The following is a 20223-nucleotide window of genomic DNA, read 5'->3' as shown; positions in this document are numbered from 1 at the left end:
GCTGTTCCTTCCGGCCTGCCGTCAGTTCATTCCGCGGCAAAATGGCGGAACCCTGCGGCGTCACTTCCGATGTCACTTACCTGCCCGATGCCGTCGCGCACGTCGAGAACCCTGTTGTAGAATGGCTCGCCTTCCGGACCTTCCGGCAAAAACCCGCCATGAAGGACGGAGAGGATCGCCGCATTTGGCAGGCGCTCGGCCAGGGCGATATGGAAATCTGCGGCTGCTTCCGTGTCGAGTGCGGAGGTGGCCTCATCGAGCAGAAGAATATCGGGCTCCTGCAGCAGGATGCGCGCAAGGACCAGACGCTGCTTCTGACCGCCCGAGAGGACATTACGCCAGTTCTTGCCCTCATGGAGCGGCTCGCGGATGGAGGAGATGAAGCGACCAAGGCCCGCCCGCGAGAGGGCGTCCGCGATCGAGATGTCGTCGAAATCCCCGGGCGCATCCGGGTAGCAGACGAGTTCACCCAGAGTCAGATGGTCCGGGAGGTCGGGTTCCTGGCCCGCGAAGAATGTGCGCGCCCCGCGCTTCAGGTCGATCTGTCCCGCGCCATAGGGCCAGATCCCGGCCACGGCCTTCAGCAGGGAGCTTTTGCCGCAGCCATTGCAGCCGCGCAGATAGACCCGGTCGCCAGGACCGAGGGTGAGTTTCGGGACACTGAGAAACGGGTCGGTGTCCTTTCCGCGATGGTGGAGGGCCAGGTTTTCGAGCGAAAGAAGCGGGCCATTTTCGCGGAAACGTCGCTGGAAACGGCTGACGCCGGTTTCGCCGTAAAACGCATCCCGCTCGCGCACACGCTCAATGGCGCGGGCCAGTTCGGTCAAACGCCCAGCATTGGCGCGCAGCATGGCGATGGCCGGCATGACGTTGATGAACCAGGAAATGTCACCGATAAGTTCAGCCGTCAGCTCGGAACTGGCCGCAAAATCGCGGAAGCTCATGGCGCCGGACATGTAGCCGGGCAGGGCGGGCAGGTAGGCGAGCATGCGGTGTGAGAGGAAATTGTAGACGTTGGTGAACATCATCATCACCGCGCTCCAGCCGTTCTGCCGGTGCCAGGTCCGGTCCAGTCTGCTGTAGAGGCGCGAGTTGATCCGGCGCTGCGCGCGTTCGCCCTTGGAGATCGCCATCTGGGAGACCCGGCCCAGCATGGCGCCGATCTCCGCACGCCATGCGCCGTCGTGTTTCTGTCGCTCGAGCTGCAGACGCTCCAGAACCCGTCCGATCAGCCAGGCGAGGGCCGTGAAGGTCGGAACATATACGAGCACCAGAAGGCCGGCGAGGAGCGCGGTGCCATAGATGCCTGGACTGAGATCAAAGCGCGCGGCCATATCCGCGCCGACAACCGGGGCCACGAGATCGGGAATCGCAGCGCCCAAACGGTCGAGCAGTTCGACCGGCTGGCTGCGTTCGATCAGGGCCTGCGACACGAACCAGATGGACGCGACCGAGCCCCAAAGGCCCATTGCCAGGCCGATGACACCGCCATAGAGGCCGGCCGTACACTCATCGACCCGCTGGTCGATGGCGTCGGGCAGGCTCGCCGCGTTTCCGGTGCCGGAGCGGTCGCTCATAAGGTCATAGGCCACCTTGCGGTCGGAGAGAACAGCGGCATCAAACTGGTCGGCAAGCCAGGCCCGTGCGCGGCGGTGGAGCGTTGTGGACAGCACGTGGCGCACGGCCACGCCGGTCATTCTTGCGACGTAGATCCCAAGATAGGCCCCGGCGGCGAGAAGGAGGATTGAGGCCGCCTCGGCCCTCGTGCCCAGAAGATGAAACTCGGCCAGAGCCGCGATGAAATCGGCACTTGCCGTGGCCGTCCAGACGCTTGCCTTGCTGAGAACGGTGGTCATGCCGAAAATGACGACCGTCAGCGCCCAGGCCTCCAGCCAGCGGTCCGATCGCCAATAGGCAAAAATCAGACCCCAGAAACTCCCCAGTTTTTTCATGTGTTAACCATGCGCCTGCTCGTTATGGGCTCGGGCCCCCGGCAGTTGATCTGCTGGCGCGACGGACCGGCCTCTTTTTATTGGTTCTGGTACGTTTTTATAAATCCTTACCCAAAAGTGTTAACAAACCTTAACCAAACGTGGATTTGGGGAAATTTAATTAAATTGTGTGGAAGGGTCCGGGGCTGCCGTGACATCCAGGAGGGCCGTTTGAGTTCCTGATAGAACCAACGGAATCAGCGCACCTGGGCGAAAGGAACCAGCTCTCGGAAGCATTTCAAATTTGCGCGACACCCGAAATCTGGAGTCAGCACGGGTGTGCGGGACAACAGAGGCGGACAATAACCACGTGCCGGTCAGTCAACGCAGCAATACGCCGACTGCGATAAATTTATCAATTTTGAGGGAAGTTGGCGGACTGGGAAGGATTCGAACCCTCGGCCCCTTGATTCGTAGTCAAGTACTCTATCCAACTGAGCTACCAGTCCGCGTGGCGCTGGAGATACTAGTCCGTTTCGGGCTTTGCAAGGGCAATCGGGCGGAAATGTTTTGCGCGACGCAGATTTTTTTTGGGGGCCTGTAACGCATCCGTCCGGTGTGGATGCCTGGCGCTGATCAAATCGTGGGCACACTACGGATGAGCGGCGGAAACAGGCTCAAATGACGGTGTACCCGGGCCAATATGGTTGAAAAACCACCTCGATGCGGTTACGGGCCGGGAGTTAACCGGAGTGGTGTGTGCAAGCGTGCTGCAGCGCGACCGGCCCGTTCTGGGGGAGAAGAGAATGAACCGGATTTCCGCAACCGCAATCGCACTGGGCGCAGTGATCGCCACGCCCGGCACGGGTTATGCGCTCGAAGCGGTCAGCTTTGGCACGAACTGGGTCGCACAGCCCGAACATGGCGGATTTTATCAGGCGGTAGCGGATGGCACCTACGAGGCCTGTGGTTTGGATGTGACCATCGTCCCCGGTGGGCCGCAGGTCAACAACCGCGCCCTGATGATGGCCGGCAAGATCGACTTCTATATGGGCGGTGATCTGCTTCGTTCCTTTGCCGCAATCGAGCAGGGGGTTCCCCTGATTACCGTTGCCGCCATCTTTCAAAAACACCCCCAGGTGATCCTGACCCACCCTGGTGCGGCGGAAACCTGGGAGGACCTGAAGGACCTGCGTCTGATTATTTCCGAGAGCGGTTTTCAGACGTTTTATCAGTGGATGATGAACGATTACGGGTTCACCGAGGAACAGCGCGAGCCATACACCTTTAACCCGGCGCCGTTCCTCGCGGACGAGGGAATGGCGATGCAGGGTTATCTCTCTTCGGAACCTTACGTAATCGAACGGGAAGGGGGCTTCGTGCCACAGGCCTTCCTGATCGCCGATGCCGGTTTTTCGACATATGCCACGACGGTTGAGACGATGACACAGACGATCTCCGAAAGGCCGGAAGTGGTTGAGTGTTTCGTCGAAGGCTCGATTGAGGGCTGGTACAACTATCTCTACAACGACCCGAGCGCCGGGAACGCCCTGATCAAGGAAGCGAACCCCGAAATGTCTGACGACAAAATCGCCTTCGCCATTGAGAAGATGAACGAATACGGGATCGTCGACAGTGGTGAGGCGCTGGAACGCGGCATCGGCGTCATGACGGCCGAGAAGGTTCAGGACTTCTACGACAAGATGGTCGCAGCTGGTATCGTCGAGGGCGGGCTTGACACTTCAAAAACCTTCACGACCGAGTTTGTCGGCAAGGGACATGGAATGGACCTGAAACCCTGATCGGTTCCGCAAACGCGCACTCTCCGGAAAAGGGCGTTTGAGCCGCATGGCTGGTATGGAATGACAGCATCAGTCGACTCCGCCACCCCCAGGGCGCTGGAACTGCGAAATGTGGAGAAGGTGTTTGGGGAGAATGCCGCGGCTCTGCGCGGGTTGTCATTTGACGTGTTCGAGGGGGAATTTGTATCGCTCCTCGGGCCATCGGGCTGTGGGAAATCCACGGCGCTGCGGCTGATCGCCGGGCTGATCCAGCCGACATCCGGGACCATCAAACGACGGTTTGGAAAGTCGGAACTGGCCGTTGTGTTTCAGGAACCAACACTGATGCCCTGGACCACGGTCGAGAAGAATGTCTGGTTGCCGCTTAAACTGCGCGGCATGAGCTTCGGTGAAGCGAAACCGGTTGTTGACGAGGCGTTGCGCCTTGTGGGCCTTGAAGGGTTTCGGGGTGCCTGGCCGCGTGAGCTTTCGGGCGGAATGAAGATGAGGGTCTCCATCGCGCGGGCGCTGGTAACCCGGCCCAAACTCATTTTGATGGACGAGCCGTTTGCCGCACTGGATGAGATTACCCGGTTCCGGCTCAATGATGACCTGCTGTCACTGAAGTCGAAACTGGGATGTACGGTCGTTTTTGTCACGCATTCGGTTTTTGAAAGCGTGTATCTCTCTGATCGGATTCTTACCATGGGAACGGCGCCCGGGCGGGTTGTTGAGGAGACCGTTATCGACACGGAAAGGAGCCGGGATGAAACGTTTCGCACATCGGCCGAGTATGCCGGTTGGTGCCGGAACGTCTCGGAAAGCCTGCGCCGTGGTATTGGAGCGGCGGTATGATCGACAATGCGGATGGCTCCACGACCGGAATGGTGGACCGCGAAGAACTTCGCCGTTCCCGCCGTACCCGGTTTGAGAGGATCGGCCGCTGGCTTCTGCCGGTGCTGGTCATCATCGCGGCGGTCGTTGCGTGGGACCGGCTGGTCGTCTGGAATGAAATCCCGCACTACATACTTCCCGGACCGAAACTGGTTGTACAGACCCTGATTGAGGATTGGCCGATCCTTTACCAGTCGTTCCTTGTCACACTGAAAATCACGGCGCTTGCGCTGATACTCGCGGTTGTCGGTGGCGTAGGGATTGCGGTGCTGTTTTCCCGCTCGCGGATACTGGAAATGTCGTTCTTTCCGTTTGCGGTTGTTCTTCAGGTCGTGCCTATCGTCGCGATTGCCCCACTTATTTTTATCTATGTGGATTCAAAGGTTGCGGCCCTGTTGTTATGCGCTTGGCTGGTGGCGTTTTTTCCGGTGCTGTCTAACACGACGCTGGGACTGAAATCGGCGGACCATAACCTTCGCGATCTGTTCGACATCTACGGTGCCACACCCTGGCAGAAGCTCATCTATCTCCAGGTTCCGTCGGCCCTGCCATATTTCCTCGGCGGGCTTCGGATTGCTGGCGGTCTGAGTTTGATTGGCGCGATTGTGGCTGAATACGTGGCCGGTACGGGGGGTATCGGGTCCGGGCTGGCATTCCGCATTCTGGAATCGGGTTACCGGCTGAATATCCCACGCATGTTTGCGGCACTGCTGCTCGTCGCGTTGACCGGGGTGATCATCTACACGGCGCTGAGCATTGTCAGCCATCTGCTGCTGCGACACTGGCACGAAAGTGCTACGGATAAGGAACGCTGATTGCACTCTCGATGCGTACTGCAAAATTTTCGGAGTGATGGTTAAGCGCGCGTTAGGACTTAGATACGATTTTCGAGGGGCAAACAAAATCAGGTTCCCGGAGTATCCCCCCAATGTCCTCAACACGGTCGCTGCGTCTTATCACTGCCGGACTGGTCGCAAGTGTGATTGTCTGGAGTTTGATACCCGCGGCCACCAGTATTCTGGTGCGGACCGAATGGGTTGAGGTGCCGGGCGGCTCACCGAACGGCCCGATGGCAACGCTCCAGGCGAACTCCGGTGACACTGATCTGAACTGGATCCCCGCTGCGGGAACCGCGCAGGTGGATCAGGCTTCCGGCACCGAACCGGAATAGACACTTACACCTTCATAAAAAATGGGGCCGGAGTAGAAATTCCGGCCCCATTTTTTGTGCTGTGAACGAGGTGGTTTTTCGGGACGATCAGCCGTCGCGGAAGGCCCGGTTGAAGTAGTCCAGGAATGGCTTCATCAGGTAATTGAGCGGGCTGCGCGGGCTGGTGCTGATATACGCCTCAACCGGCATGCCGGGCAGGAGGGTTTTGTCACCGAGCGCATCAATCATGTTGGCATCTACCTCAATGTCGACCCGATAATAGCGTGCGCCAAGCTGCTCATCGACGATCGCGTCAGCCGATACCGCGTGAACTTTTCCTGGAAGTTCGGGGGTGGTGCGCATATCGAAGGCGGAGAAGCGAAGGTTGGCTTCCTGACCCACAAAAACCTGATCGATGTGAATGGTTTCGATTTGGGTGCGGGCGACAAGAGGCGTGTCCTTCGGCACGATATACATGACCGGTTCGGCGGCGCGGATAACGCCACGCAGAGTGTCGGCGGTGCTGCCATAGACCACGCCGGAGACCGGGGCGCGCAGGTCGAGGCGTTCGACCTGATCCAGGAGCGCGCGCCGGCGCTCGCGCAGTTCGATTTCGCGGTATTCGAGGTCGCGAAGCTGGGTGATGGCCTCGTCCCGCTGGGCGGTCATGAGGCGTACGCGCTCGATCTCAATTTCCGCGATCTTACCGCGGTTTTCCGAGATTGAGGCCGCGACCTGTCCTTCGGTACCGTGGAGCGAGGCAAGGTCCCGGCGCAGGGCAAGAACGCGTGCAACCTGGGTGAGACCCTGTTTGTAGAGCTCTTCCTGACCCTCAATCTCCTCGTCCAGCAGCTTGATCTGGGTATCAGTCGCGGCGGCGAGGGAGACCAGCCCGTCAATCTGGTTTGATATCTGGACCTGGCGTTCCGCGAGCTGTTGCGTTTCCTCTTCGCGAAGCTGACGACGGGCCTCAAACTGCTGGATCTGGGCGTCCATCAGCTGTTGAATTTCTGGATGATTTTCGGCTTCCTCCAGTAGTTCCGGGACGAACTGGATTTCATCGAGACCATCCCGCTCGGAGGACAGGCGGCTCTTGCGCGCCAGTACCTCGAACCACTGTCCCTCGACGATTTCGAGCTCGGTGATCAGGGTACGGCCCTCAAGCTGGATGAGAATGTCGCCTTCCTGGACCTCGTCGCCGTCGCGGGCATGGATCGCGGAAATGACGCCGCCGCTGAGATGCTGGACGATCTGGCGATTGCCCTCGACCTCAATCGAACCGGCCGCGACAACGGCGCCCCGAATGCTTGTCAGGACGGCCCAACTGCCGATGCCCCCGACGAGAAGGAAGAGGCAGATGTATCCAAAAACCAGAAACTTGCGAAGGTTCCAGCGGTTGCCTGCTTCAGAACTCATGATTTGGGCCCTCCCTCAATTCGGCCCGCGACCTGCGAGTAGTTTTTGACATGGGCACGAAGAACCTCGTCTCTCGGTCCGAACGCCTTGATCATGCCGCCATCGACAATAAGGATAAGGTCACATTCCGCGATACCAGCCGGACGGTGGGCCATGATGATCACGGCCTTGCCGCTCTCCTTGGCGTCCCGGATGGCAGCGTTGAGGGCGTCCTGACCACTTGAGTCCAGGTTGGAGTTGGGCTCATCCAGCACCATCAGAACCGGATCACCGTAGAAGGCGCGGGCGAGGCCAATGCGCTGTTTTTGGCCGCCGGACAGGCGCGCTCCTCCGGCGGAGACGGGCGTATCGTATCCGTTCGGAAGTTCGAGGATCATCTCATGCGCACCGGCTTTCTTCGCAGCCGTGACAATGGCGTTGTCATCCGGATTAGTCTGCATCCGCGCGATGTTCTCAGCTATCGTGCCGTCGAAAAGAACGACGTCCTGCGGGAGGTAGCCGATATAGCTGCCCAGCACGTCCGGGTCGTAATGATCGAGCGCCGCGCCATCGAGGCGCACCGAGCCGGAAGCGGGACGCCAAATTCCTGTCAGCACGCGCGCGAGAGTGGACTTGCCCGAGGCCGAGGGGCCAATCACGCCAAGGGCCTGACCCGGTTTGACGTTGAAAGACGCGATGCGCAGGCTGGCCTTCTGTTGATCCGGCGGGAACACGGTCACCTGGTTCACATCCAGATAGGCCCGGGGTCGCGGCAGCTTGGTGTGCTGCTGCAGTTCGGGTGTGGAGGACAGAAGGTCCTTGAGTCTGTCCCAGGACTGTCGGGCGCGCAGCACCAAAGGCCAGCCACCAATGGCCTGTTCAACTGGTGCGAGCGCACGGCCCAGAAGGATCGAGCCGGCAATCATGGCACCTGCGGTCATCTGCCCCTCAAGGACGAGGTAGGCACCTAGGCCCAGAACGGCGGACTGCAGGAAGAACCGGAAAGTCTTCGTCATGGTCGAAAACTTGCTGACACGGTCGCTGGATGAAATCTGTGCCTGGATGGCCTTTTGGCGCATGGCCTGCCAGCGTTCCAGCGTCGCGCCGCTCATGCCAAGAGCACGGACCATTTCACCCTGTTGGCGGACGTTCTCCGCATAGGCGTCGCCCTGCATCGTTGCGGCGGAGGCGACCGCCTCCGGCTTGCGCGTCATCAACTGGTTGAGAACGGTCATTGCGACAAGGATCAGGGCACCGACCACGGAAAGGTGCCCGAGCCATGGGTGGAACGTGTAAATCGCGAAAATGAAAAAAGGCGCCCAAGGCATGTCAAAAATGGCAAATAGAACCGGAGAGGACATGAGCCGCTGAACCGCCTCCAGATCACGCAATCCGGTCGCGGGCTTGGAGCGTTCCGTCGACAGGACAGAGCGGCGCATGGTGGCGTCAAACACCCGCGCATCGAGCCGCGCCTGCATGGTCGCACCAATGCGCGCGGAAACCCGTCCACGGATGTAGTCGAGGATCCCCATGAAGGCGTAGAGACCGGCAATCAGCACGGTCAGAGCGAGCAGGGTGGCCTCGGACCGGCTCGGCAGAACCCGGTCGTAGATTTGCAGCATGTAGAGCGGGCCGGTCAGCATCAGCAGGTTCACGAAAACGCTGAAAATCGCGATTGTCAGAAAAAGGCCTGACATGCCCTTCAGGCCGGAAGCCGGACTGTTTAGTTTTTCATCTGGTGACATTTGTGTTCCGATTACCTTCTGCGATCCGCCACAATGCATTCCCTCGCCGTGGCGAGGCTTTTTGCACAGAAAAGACTATTAACCAATTATCAAATGGTAAATTAATGGGTAGAAGACTAACGGTTCCGTAACGAAAATCACATTAGGCAAAGTTTTGCCCATCCGTTGTGGCGAAGGTCGCGACAGGTACATCAAAGCGGGGCGCCCGGGATAAACTCCTGGGGCAGGGTGGCCGCACCCGCTCAGCCGTCGAGCCAGACCTGTTCGAAATGAGTTTCAAAGGTCGGATGCATTCCCAGGCCCCGTACATCGGATGTCATGTGCCTGAACAGGGAGCGCCAGAAGGGCTGGATCAGGACACCGGAATCCTGGAGGATTTTTTCCATCTGACCCATGAGTTCACTGCGTTTTTCGGCATCGGCTATTTTTAGGGCCTCATCCAAAAGCCGGTCAAATTCCGCGTCGGAGAACCCGGTTTCGTTCCATGCCTCGCCGCTGCGATAGGCGAGCGCGTAGATCTGAACTCCCAGCGGCCGCATGTTCCAGTTCGTTGAAGAGAAGGGGTATCCGACCCATCCGTTCCAAAACGTGCTGCCCGGCATCACAATGCGCCGAACTTTCATGCCCGCATCGCGCATCTGGGCGGCTACGGCATCGGTTGAGTTTCGCCTCCAGTCGTCGTCGATCGAGAGAAGCTCAAACTCCGTGTCCGCGTGACCGGCTGCGGTCAGGAGTTTCATCGCCGACTCGGGCACGGCCATTTTGGGAGGAAGTTTTTTGTATTCCGGATGCATGGGGCCGCAGTGATGGTTTTCCGCAACCTCGCCCATGCCCTGATATCCAAGATCCAGAATAATCTCGTTATCCACCGACATCTGGATGGCCCGCCGCACCTCGACATTGTCGAAAGGGGGATGGTTTACGTTCATGCGAATGCAGATGGTAGCGGCCGTGACAACGCTGGTTTTTTGCAGTCCCAGATCATCAAACGCCTCTACGAAATCGGCTGTGGTCTGGTAATTTGTGTGGAGCTGACCGGCCTCGAAGGCCGCAATTTCGGCGGCAGGATTGGTGCCATGGTCGATGAATTCGACACCATCGAGAAAAACGGGACCGAACACCTCATCGCCCCACCAGGAATTGCCATCCGTCCGACGGCGTGTGACCGAGCGTACGCCGGGCTCATGGCTCACGAGTTCCCAGGGACCGGTTCCAATGGGGTTTTGGGTGATGTCCGCACCGGTTTCATCGAAGCTGCGATGGACAATCAGAGCGGGGTAGTCGGTTATCCCTGGAATGATCGTGATGTCAGGGGAGCTTAGATTAAGCTCGACCGTGTGATCATCTACCAGAATGACCGCATCTTCGCGTGCGCCAAAAACGTCCCGGACCAGCTCCCGTTCGACGGTCGTGCCGTCATCCTCGGTCACGGTTCCAATATAGGTTTCCTCGCCTTTTTTCTCGATGAGGGGACCAACGCGGGACGCCATCGAATTGCCGGGGACATGACGCTCGCACCAGCGCCGGAAATTGAACACAACATCGTCTGCGGTGAAGTCGTCACCATTGGACCATTTGACGCCACGGCGCAGCTTCAGAACATAATTCGTGGCGTCCCCGTTTACCTCCCAGCTTTCCAGAAGGTAGGGCTCAAAACCGAAATCAGGCGTATACCGCACCAGGTTTTCGAGGAAACCACGACAGGCATTGCCTTTTTCCGACCAGTCGAAAATCCGGGGATCGCTGATTTCCATGACGGACATGGACACCCGCAGCACGCCACCGGGTTTGCCTTCCTGCGCTCTGGCGACATGCGGTACACTGAGCCCAAGCAAACCGTATGCGGCCGGAACCGTGACACCAAGTGCCGTGGCGCGGGCCAGAAACTCACGCCGGTTGAGTTTGCCGCCGAGACATTCTTCAGCAAGTCGCGGAACCGCGGGGTGCACGTCTTTGCCGTTGATTGTGCCGGAGGTCATCATTAATCCCTGTGGTGATCATGTGCCTTGCAATTGCAAAACAAATCCGCGAACGGGTCAACGGAAGATTGGCTGCAAAACCCTGGTATCGGGAATTTGACCACGGTCACCGCGGGATACCTTTTGGCGATGGGGATGACAGGCGCTATATGCACATAATGATGATTATGTTATTTGGTTTTGTGGTTGTGATACCCCGCCACCGGTTATTCTCATGACATCACAAACAACGCTCATTGCGGGTCCTACTGCGAGCGGCAAATCCGACCATGCATTACGGCTGGCCGAAACCTCACCTTCCGTAATCATCAATGCGGACGCCCTTCAGGTTTATGACTGCTGGAGCATTCTGTCCGCGAGACCTCAGCCGTCAGATCTCGCTTTGGCTGATCATCGCCTCTACGGGCACGTGAAAGCGGATTGCCGCTATTCCGTTGGCGCCTGGTTGCGCGACGTTGCACCGATACTTCGCGAGGCCCACACCAAAGACCTGTCCGTGATTGTCGTTGGCGGTACCGGGCTCTATTTCGACGCACTCACCAACGGGCTGGCTCACGTGCCGGAAATCAAGCCGGAGGTACGTGCGGCGTCCCAAGCTCTGCTGAACAGCAACGAGTTGCACAAAATGATCGCTGATCTTGAAGCCAGTGATCCGGAAATCCGCTTCCGTATCGACACGAACAACCCAATGCGCGTGCAGCGTTCGTGGGAAGTCCTCACGAGCACCGGACGCCCACTGTACAAATGGCAGATGGAAAAGACCGCGCCATTGGTCGACGGATCATCCTGCGAGAAGACACTCATCAATCCACCCACCGAAGTTCTGAACGAGCGCATCGAGGCCCGGTTCAGGAAAATGGTGGAACTCGGAGCTCTGGAAGAATGCCGGCAATTCATGAACAATGGATATGATCGCAACCTCCCTGCCGCACGTGCCCTGGGAGCATCGCAGCTTATCAGTTTTCTTGAAGGCCATGTGGACCTTGATAAGGCTATTCAGGACGCCACCATAGCGACCCGGCAGTTTGCAAAACGCCAGCGGACATGGCTGAGAAACCGAATGTCAGACTGGAATAAAATATAAATTTTATATTATTTTCAGATATTTATACGATATTATTAAAGTTTTTGGAAGCGTTCACGGTCCCGCTGAGACCATCGCACATCAAAGAGATAACCGCCTTCCTGAACCTTTTCACTCAGCACGACATTGCGATCAAACAACCACGACCTTCTTTTCCCGTCGCTGAACTCCAGCTCGACCTGGTCCTCAACCATTTCAGAGGCCAGTTCCTGCTCAATTCGTTCAAGCAGCGCATCCACGCCCATGCCGGACACCGCTGATATGGCGAGAGTATCTCCCCCACGGGCGGCGGAATTCAACGTTGCGTCCAGGTCTTCGCCGGTCAGTTTGTCGACCTTGTTCCAGACCTCCAGCGTTCCCGATTGCCGTTCCTCATCAAGACCAAGCTGTTCCAAAACCTCGTGGACATTCTGAGCCTGGTGCGCGGTTTCAGCGTGGGTAATATCGCGGACATGGACGATCAGGTCAGCTTCCAACACCTCCTCAAGAGTGGCGCGAAATGCCGCCACCAGCTGTGTTGGCAGATCTGAGATAAACCCAACCGTATCCGACAGAATAACCTGACGACCACTCGGCAGCGTGATAGAGCGCATGGTCGGGTCGAGGGTTGCGAAGAGCATGTCGCGCGCCAGAACGGTTTCGCCCGTCAGGCGATTAAAGAGCGTCGACTTGCCCGCGTTGGTGTAACCGACGAGAGCTACAACCGGAAACGGAACGCGCTTCCGGGCCGAACGGTGCTGACCACGGGTCCGGATGACCTTGTCGAGCGACTTTCGGATGCGGACCATGCGCTCGTCCAAGGCACGACGGTCGGCCTCAATCTGGGTTTCTCCGGGGCCACCCAGAAAGCCAACACCACCGCGCTGGCGCTCAAGGTGTGTCCAGCTGCGCACGAGCCGGGATTTCTGGTAACTTAGATGGGCCAGTTCGACCTGAAGGACCCCTTCCCTCGTTTTGGCGCGATCACCAAAGATCTCAAGGATAAGACCCGTCCGGTCGAGAACCTTGCAGTTCCACGCTTTCTCGAGGTTGCGCTGCTGCACAGGTGTGACGACCGCGTCGACCACAACCAGCCCAGCCTCATTCGACGAAACCAGTTCGGCAAGTTCTTCCAGCTTGCCGGAGCCAAACAAAGTACCGGCCCGCGCCTTTGGAAGCGGGACGGCATCGGATGCGACGACTTCGAGATCCAGTGCGGCGGCCAGACTGACCGCTTCCTCAAGCGCGTCGGACGGGTCCCTTTCGGACCCGTTTAGTCTGGCTGGATGCAGAACAACCGTCCGCATCCGCTGTTCCTGATCAGCTATCTTCCGGCTCGTAAAGGTTGATCGGCTGGGCCGGCATTACGGTAGAAATGGCGTGCTTATAGACCAGCTGAGACTGGCCGTCCCGACGCAGAAGAACGCAAAAGTTGTCAAACCAAGTGATCACACCCTGGAGCTTAACGCCGTTCATAAGAAAGATCGTTACGGGAACTTTTGCTTTTCTTACGTTATTGAGGAACGCATCCTGGAGATTTTGTCTGTCGGCAGCCATTTTTCTCAGCCTTAAGTTGTATATGCCATCCGGGAACGGCTTATGTTTTCGTTGCCTTACAATTATGGTTGCCGGTTTTTGGGATTTCTAGTGCAGTGCATCATTTTTCCCCGACTGTGGCCACTTTGCAGAAGTGACATCAATTCCGCCAATACGCGGGGTTGAAGAGCGCAATGATCACCAGCGCCTCCATACGCCCGATGATCATGCCCGCGGAGAAAATCACCTGCGCGGCATCGTTGAGATCCGCATAACCAAAGCCGTCCGACAGGGTCAGAATTGCGGGGCCAGTCGTCGTTAGAGAGGCAATGGCAAGCGTCAGGCTGCGTTCAAATCCGAGACCTGTAGCGCTGAGCGCAACGAGGAGAAGTGACAGCGTGGCGAGAAAAAGCATCAGAAAAACAAAGGCTGTCTGGGGCCCACGGTCTGAAATCATCTTGTCGCCGTGACCCTGCCTGCGGACACTGCTGGGATGGACCAGAAGATCCATCTCCTGCAGCCCCAGGCGGTACAGCGCATAGACCCTGAGCAGCTTCACACCACCAGCTGTGGTAGCGATACCCCCGCCCATCACGGCCACACCGAGGAGAATCAGCCCCGGACTTTGCAGTCCCGACCAGACCTGCATGGTGCGCCAGTCACTGCTCTCAAAGCCTGTCGTGGTGAGGAATGACAAAATTGTGAAGATCGACCCCCACACCCCCTGTGCCGCTGCGGCAAGATTGTCCTGCCGATCCACCTCTGCCGCACCAATGAAGTTGCGGCAGAACAGTACCACGGTGATTCCCAGCACGCATATCAGCATCAACTGCATCTGCGGATCAGAGAAGCGCGGGATACGTTCGGTCCAACGGCTCCTGAATACGGTTTTCTGGGACACTGCGGACAACAGGAAAATTGCGATGGCAATCTCGCCAAGTCGTCCAGAGCCGGCCCCTTCGACGCCGCCTATGGGAGACACACCACTTGTGGATACAGTCGCCATCGCATGACAGAGGGCCACGAACGGACGATCACCGCAAACGGTCAGGATCAAAGCCAGAACAAAGGTGCCCATGACGTATATGGGCGTAATCGTCCGCGCCTTCTGAACGATACGGCGGCTTGCCTCCTCAATGGTCCCTGCCCCATGCCGCAAATACTGGCCGCCCGTTTTGTCGCTGATCTCAAAGCCGCCGAGATTGAGCGGCGCCAGAACGGCGAAGGTCGTGACCAGCACGATCAGACCACCGAGCCAACCGACAAGTGAGCGCCACAGGTGGATCGTATCGGAGATCAGGGCGGGACGTTCGAATACCGACGCACCAGTCGTGCTCAGACTGGACAGCATCTCGAAGTAGAGATCCATGAAATCCATGTTCGGCACGAGGGGTACGAGCGGGGCCGCCAGGAATATCGGCAGTAGGATGTATACCATCAGGAGCGTCAGGAGATGGTATCGCTCTGGAACTCTCGGATGCCAGTTGGTCGTGGCCAGTCCAAGAAGCACCGAAATTACGGCAAAAAACACGGAGTGATAAAAAAACGTCCGTGAAATAAGCATGTTGTGGTCGATCAGCGCGTCGATCGCCGGGACCATCATCAGGGCAGCCGAAAACAGGAGCAGCAGGACAAAAGCCGGAAACTGGCGAAGGTACGACATCAACCTAGAAGAAATCCAGGCCGACCTGGAACAACCGCTCCACCTCGGCAACTGCTTCGCTGGTTGCGAAAATGGTGAGGACGTCACCCTCCTCGATGCGGGTGTCTCCCTTGGGCACCATGATACGATCCTTTTTCTGGATCAGGCCGACGATGCTCGATTCAGGAAATTCAGCATCCCGGATCAGCCTTCCGGCAATGGCGGAGGTTCCCAGAACCTGTGCCTCAATCACCTCGGCCTCTCCATCACCGATTGAATACACCGCCCGGATGCGACCATGGCGCACGTAGCGGAGGATGGAGGATACAGTAGTGGCTCTTGGGTTGACGTAGGCGTCGATGCCCATGGGTGCGATCAGACCAATTAGCGAGGGATCATTGACCAGCGCGACCACAAGTTTCGCGCCCTCGTTCTTGGCTCTCACGCAGGCGAGGATATTGGTCTTGTCGTCGTCCGTCAGTGCCAGAGCGGCATCCACGCGGCGCACGTTCGCCTCATGGAGCAGTTCGAGGTCCAGGGCATCGCCATTGAGAACTATGGACCGCTTTAGCGTATCGGCGGCATGTTCCGCACGATCCATATTTTTCTCGATGAGCTTGACCCTGGATTTGCGTCCTTTGGACTCGAGTTTTTGAGCAACGTTCAAGCCGATATTGCCTGCGCCGATAATCAGCGTGCGCTGAACGTCGAGACTTGCCTTCCCGTATACCTCCATCACACGCTGAAGGTCTTCGGTCACGCAGAACACGTAAACCTGGTCGCCCTCGTAGAGCTGATCCGGGGGCTCCGGCACAAAAAGACGTTCACCGCGCCGAATGCCCACAACATGCGCCCGCAGTGTAGTGAAAAGCTCTGAGAGCTGCCTGAGAGGCGTGTTGAGCACGCTGCAGTCACGGTCGAGGGAAATCCCGACCAGCTGGGCCTTTTCTTCAAGGAACGCCTCAATATCGAATGCAGCAGGCGCAGCGAGCCGCTGCATAACCGCATCGGCGACAGCAAACTCCGGCGAAATGACCACATCAATGGGGAGGTGTTCGCGCCGATACAGGTCGGAATAGAGAGTATTGAGGTAGGACGGCGACCGCAGGCGGGCAATCTTCCTAGGAACGGAAAATACCGAGTGGGCCACCTGGCACACGACCATGTTGACCTCATCCGACTGGGTTGCAGCAATGACCATATCGGCATCACGCGCGCCTGCCTGTTCGAGCACATCAGGATGTGAGGCAAATCCGGTCACACCGCTGACGTCGTAGGCTTCCGTCAAACGCCTAACAAGGGCCGGGTTGTTGTCTACCACGGTTACCTGATTGGCGTCCTGCTCGCGGGAGAGATGACGGGCAATCTGACCCCCTACCTGCCCCGCACCGCAAACGATGATCTTCATACAGCCTAAGCCCCGGCACTAACCAAATTACGGTCAGGCCGGTTCCTGCGCCTCGTCATTGCGCTGCCCCCGGCCTGTCGGAATGACATTCAATGACTTGAGCTTGCGATGCAAGGCCGAGCGTTCCATTCCCACGAAACTCGCGGTCCTGGAAATGTTCCCACCGAAACGACTGATTTGAGCGACAAGATATTCGCGCTCAAACGTCTCCCGCGCTTCGCGCAGCGGAAGTCCAGCGAATGTAGCTCCAAGCAGCCCAGGATCGCCTTCGTCGGCAGTGGGCGCCTCCGTCACGAGTTCACCAGGCTCAATCCGGCCTTTGTCCGGTCCGAGGATCAGCGCACGCTCGAGGATGTTGCGCAATTGCCGGATATTGCCGGGCCAGCGCATGGTCTGCAACTGGGCTTCGGTTTCCAGTGCAAGCAGACGCTGCGGCAGGCCCTGGGCCTTGTTCAACTGCTCAAGGAAATGCGCCGCGAGTTCCGGGATGTCCTCCCGGCGGGCTTCCAGTCCAGGTACGCTTACCGGAACCACATTGAGGCGGTGGTAGAGTTCCGTGCGGAAACGCCCGGCCTGCATTTCGGCCTCCAGGTCACGGGTGGTTGCTGAGAGCACCCGCACATCCACGCGAACCGTGTCGGTCCCACCGACACGCTGGAACGACTGATCCACCAGCACCCGGAGGATTTTCGATTGCGTGCCGATGGGCATATCGGCAACCTCATCGAAGAAAATCGTGCCGGAATTGGCCCGCTCCAGAAGTCCCGGCTCGACGCCACGCTCCGGGGTGTCACGACCGAAAAGCACCTCCTCCATCTGATTGGCGGCGATCGAGGCGGAATTCACGACGATGAACGGACCCTTGGCCCGGTCGGAATTAGAATGGATATAGCGTGCGGCCACATCCTTGCCCGATCCTGGCGGGCCCGACAGCATGATGCGGCTGTTGGTGCGGGCGACCTTGTCGAGTTGTGATTTCATCTGACGGAAGGCGGCGCTTTTACCGAGCATGACCTGTTCAGAAGCATCCTGCCCACGAAGAGATGCATTTTCCCGCCGCAAACGCGACGCCTCCAGGGCGCGTTCGATCACCACGGTCAACTGATCGATGTTGAAAGGCTTCTCGATGAAATCGTATGCGCCCTGTTTGATTGCTGCCACCGCGATTTCAATGTTTCCGTGACCGGAAATGATCACAACCGGGATTGCGGGATTATCACGTCGGACCCGCTTGAGAATGTCGATGCCGTCGAACCGGCTGTCCTTGAGCCAGATGTCGAGAATGATCAGGTCGGGTGCCGCCCTGTTGATCTCCTCGAATGCGGTATCGCTGTTCCAGGCCAGCCGGACACCGTGGCCCTCGTCTTCCAGAATGTCTCCGATAAGGTCCCGGATATCCTGCTCGTCATCGACTACGAGAATGTCGGTCATTTTATTCTCTCTCTCAACTTCTCGGTTATCTTTTCTTTTTCCGAACGGTCCTCACCGGCCGGGCTTTCAATCCTCACATGAGGCAGGGTAATTTTCGCGAGGGCTCCCTTCGGACCGCCGTCCTCAAAGCCATTGGACGGCAGCAGTTCCAGCGTGCCGTCGTGTTCCTCGATAATCTTTTTGACGATGGAAAGGCCAAGGCCGGTGCCCTTTTCCCGGTTGGTTACATAAGGCTCAAACAGCCTGCTCGCCGCGTCTGGCAACCCGGAGCCGTTGTCCTCAATCTCGATCTGCAGGTGTTCCGGCGAAGTGACCAGTCGAACCATGATTTGTCCGCGCGGTTGCGGCATTTCAGCGATGCGGTCATCGACCGCCTCCGCCGCATTCTTCATCAGGTTGGTCAGAGCCTGGCTGATCATGGTGCTGTCGAGTTGAGCCAGCACGGCGTGATCCGGGAGTTCCGTGACATAACGGATGTCAGGCCGTCCGTTTTCCTGTAGCAGCACGGCTTCCTCGACCAGTTTGGTCAGATCGAGCGCCTTGCGATCGGGCGCGGGCATGCGTGCGAATTTGGAGAACTCGTCTACGATCCGCCTCAAATCATCGGTCTGACGGATGATGACGTCGGTCATGCGAACCATGGCCTGCTGGTCATCCCCCAGCTTGGGCCCGAATTTTCGCCGGATGCGTTCGGCAGACAACTGAATTGGTGTGAGCGGGTTTTTGACCTCATGCGCAATGCGTCTCGCTACGTCCCCCCAGGCGGCAAGCCGTTGAGCGGCAACAAGGTCCGTCACGTCGTCAAAGGAAATCACATACCCCTCAAGGTCGCCCTCGTTCGAATTCCTCTTGGCCATTCTGACAAGGAGATCTTTCTCACGACCATGGCGGCGAAGTTTGATCTCTCCCTTCACCACGTTGATGCGACCGTTCTGCAACTGCTGTTGCAGATCCATAAACTCGGGCACCGCAAATTCGAGGGGACGGTCAATCGCCTCTTCAGGCTCCAGGTCCAGCAGGTCCGAGGCGGCAGTGTTCATAACCTCCACATGACAGTCATCGCCGAGGCCAATGACTCCGGCCGTAACGCTGGAAAGTACCGAGTCAAAAAGTCGTCTTCTGCGTTCAGTATCCTGGTGAGCCGAGACCAGCGCATCCCTCTGGCCTTTCACCTGACGGGTCATTTTGTTGAACGCCTGTCCCAACAGGGCGATCTCGTCGTCGCCGGCGGCTTCCCTGACGCGCACATTGAAGTCTCCGCTACCAACCCGTTCCGCGGCACTCGCCAGGCGGCCAACCGGCCGTGCAAGACGTTCCGCGAACCACATGCCCATCCACATGGCTCCGAGGATGACGACCAGAGCGAAGCCCAGATAGATCAGAGCAAACTCAAACAGCAAACTGCCGCGTTCTTTTTCGAGCTGCTGATAGAGGAGGACCGTTTCCTGTGTTTCATCCAGCAGACCGAGGATTTCACCGTCGACTTCCCGGCTGACAAAGAGGAAATGATCGCTGAACCTTTCGAGTTCGACGAGCGCGCGGAACTCGTTGTTTTCCCAATCCTGGATTATGACGAGCTCACCATTTCGGGCGCGTTCAAGTTCCTCAGGCAATGGACGGGAATAATAGAACAGGTAACTGCGCTCGCCGCGGGCCCTGATGGTTCCGTCGCCATCGATGATGTAAGCCTTTGAGAGCGCCCGCTGCATCTGTATCTGACCGTTGGTCAGGGTTTCGCGCAGCCCGCCACCGGAGAGCAGCGGGTATCGTCGCTTCTGGTCGCTGATGTATTGAGCGAGGACACGCGTATCGGCGGTGAGCGTACTCGTATGCTCTTCCTCATAGGCCTGAGCGGCAGCGAGTGAGTTTGAGACCACGTCGCGGACCCGGTCCGAGAACCAGCCCTCCAGACCGAAATTGAGCGTGATCGTTGCAAAAATCGCGACGAGAACCGTCGGGATGATAGCCAGGGCCGTAAACATGCGCACGAGACGCACGTGCAGTCGCGACCCTGCTGACTGTCGGCGCCTGGCCGCAATCATGGCCGCAAGATGCCTCCCGACAAATGTGGCGACCATCAGGGCATATATGAAGTCCGCGACAAGAATGGCCCGGAGTGTTTTGCGGCCACTCAGGCCCTCAAGGCCACCGAGGGATGCGAAGGTTGCAATGCCGAGAATGACACCCAATACAACCATAAGCCAGAAGACGCCCATCCGGGCGTTTCGGTTGTTCATGGATACTACCAGGCGTTCGCCCAGTATGCTC

15 protein-coding genes and 1 tRNA gene are annotated in these 20223 nt (G+C 58.1%); 5 read left to right on the top strand and 11 right to left on the bottom strand.

The features are described from left to right. Window positions 1-26: 26 nt before the first annotated feature. On the bottom strand, window positions 27-1952 hold the full coding sequence (locus ACP15P_RS09830; RefSeq protein WP_424928275.1) for an ABC transporter ATP-binding protein/permease: 1926 nt from the start codon (window positions 1950-1952) through the stop codon (window positions 27-29). A gap of 411 nt (window positions 1953-2363) precedes the next feature. Beyond that, a tRNA-Arg gene (locus tag ACP15P_RS09825) sits at window positions 2364-2440 on the bottom strand. A 297-nt stretch (window positions 2441-2737) separates the two neighbouring features. Here ACP15P_RS09825 and ACP15P_RS09820 point away from each other — a divergent pair. From ACP15P_RS09820 to ACP15P_RS09805, 4 genes are all read left to right on the top strand, one after another. Then, on the top strand, window positions 2738-3733 hold the full coding sequence (locus tag ACP15P_RS09820) for an ABC transporter substrate-binding protein (protein WP_424928274.1): 996 nt from the start codon (window positions 2738-2740) through the stop codon (window positions 3731-3733). A gap of 60 nt (window positions 3734-3793) precedes the next feature. Further along, entirely contained in the window at window positions 3794-4567 is a 774-nt protein-coding gene (locus ACP15P_RS09815; RefSeq protein WP_424928273.1) for an ABC transporter ATP-binding protein, read from the top strand. Further along, on the top strand, window positions 4564-5421 hold the full coding sequence (locus ACP15P_RS09810; protein ID WP_424928272.1) for an ABC transporter permease: 858 nt from the start codon (window positions 4564-4566) through the stop codon (window positions 5419-5421). The genes ACP15P_RS09815 and ACP15P_RS09810 overlap by 4 nt, the downstream gene beginning before the upstream one ends. A gap of 113 nt (window positions 5422-5534) precedes the next feature. Beyond that, the gene (locus tag ACP15P_RS09805; RefSeq protein ID WP_424928271.1) at window positions 5535-5777 is read left to right on the top strand and encodes a hypothetical protein; all 243 of its coding nucleotides are present in this window, start codon (window positions 5535-5537) and stop codon (window positions 5775-5777) included. An 87-nt stretch (window positions 5778-5864) separates the two neighbouring features. Here the strand turns inward: ACP15P_RS09805 and ACP15P_RS09800 are convergent, their stop codons facing one another. The 3 genes from ACP15P_RS09800 to ACP15P_RS09790 all read right to left on the bottom strand — a co-directional run bounded on the left by ACP15P_RS09800 (window position 5865) and on the right by ACP15P_RS09790 (window position 10875). Next, window positions 5865-7172 (bottom strand): HlyD family type I secretion periplasmic adaptor subunit, encoded by a 1308-nt coding sequence (locus ACP15P_RS09800; protein WP_424928270.1) that lies wholly within the window; start codon window positions 7170-7172, stop codon window positions 5865-5867. Next, window positions 7169-8896, bottom strand: coding sequence for a type I secretion system permease/ATPase (locus ACP15P_RS09795; protein ID WP_424928269.1), 1728 nt, complete (start codon window positions 8894-8896; stop codon window positions 7169-7171). The genes ACP15P_RS09800 and ACP15P_RS09795 overlap by 4 nt, the downstream gene beginning before the upstream one ends. Before the next feature lie 242 nt (window positions 8897-9138). Continuing rightward, window positions 9139-10875, bottom strand: a complete 1737-nt coding sequence (locus tag ACP15P_RS09790; protein ID WP_424928268.1) for an ABC transporter substrate-binding protein — start codon at window positions 10873-10875, stop codon at window positions 9139-9141. A gap of 214 nt (window positions 10876-11089) precedes the next feature. On the opposite strand from ACP15P_RS09790, the gene miaA reads away from it, so the two are divergent. Further along, window positions 11090-11959, top strand: coding sequence for a tRNA (adenosine(37)-N6)-dimethylallyltransferase MiaA (gene miaA, locus ACP15P_RS09785; protein WP_424928267.1), 870 nt, complete (start codon window positions 11090-11092; stop codon window positions 11957-11959). Window positions 11960-11994: 35 nt separating this feature from the next. Here miaA and hflX read toward each other — a convergent pair whose 3' ends face one another. The 6 genes from hflX to ACP15P_RS09755 all read right to left on the bottom strand — a co-directional run bounded on the left by hflX (window position 11995) and on the right by ACP15P_RS09755 (window position 20192). Next, window positions 11995-13245: a GTPase HflX gene (gene hflX / locus ACP15P_RS09780; RefSeq protein WP_424928266.1), complete on the bottom strand. Its 1251-nt coding sequence runs from the start codon at window positions 13243-13245 to the stop codon at window positions 11995-11997. A gap of 13 nt (window positions 13246-13258) precedes the next feature. Then, a complete protein-coding gene (gene hfq, locus ACP15P_RS09775) occupies window positions 13259-13495 on the bottom strand; it encodes an RNA chaperone Hfq (RefSeq protein WP_424928265.1) in 237 nt (78 codons plus the stop codon). A gap of 139 nt (window positions 13496-13634) precedes the next feature. Continuing rightward, window positions 13635-15137, bottom strand: coding sequence for a potassium transporter TrkG (locus ACP15P_RS09770; protein WP_424928394.1), 1503 nt, complete (start codon window positions 15135-15137; stop codon window positions 13635-13637). Between the two features lie 4 nt (window positions 15138-15141). Beyond that, window positions 15142-16524, bottom strand: coding sequence for a Trk system potassium transporter TrkA (gene trkA, locus ACP15P_RS09765; protein WP_424928264.1), 1383 nt, complete (start codon window positions 16522-16524; stop codon window positions 15142-15144). Between the two features lie 33 nt (window positions 16525-16557). Beyond that, on the bottom strand, window positions 16558-17955 hold the full coding sequence (gene ntrX / locus ACP15P_RS09760; RefSeq protein ID WP_424928263.1) for a nitrogen assimilation response regulator NtrX: 1398 nt from the start codon (window positions 17953-17955) through the stop codon (window positions 16558-16560). Beyond that, the gene (locus tag ACP15P_RS09755) at window positions 17952-20192 is read right to left on the bottom strand and encodes a sensor histidine kinase NtrY-like (RefSeq protein WP_424928262.1); all 2241 of its coding nucleotides are present in this window, start codon (window positions 20190-20192) and stop codon (window positions 17952-17954) included. The genes ntrX and ACP15P_RS09755 overlap by 4 nt, the downstream gene beginning before the upstream one ends. Window positions 20193-20223 lie beyond the last annotated feature (31 nt).

The sequence above is a fragment of the Amaricoccus tamworthensis genome (genome assembly GCF_049800875.1).
In the GTDB taxonomy this organism is placed as follows: domain Bacteria; phylum Pseudomonadota; class Alphaproteobacteria; order Rhodobacterales; family Rhodobacteraceae; genus Amaricoccus; species Amaricoccus tamworthensis.
Note: the sequence above shows the minus strand (reverse complement) of the source record. Positions and strands in the feature narration are given on the sequence as shown.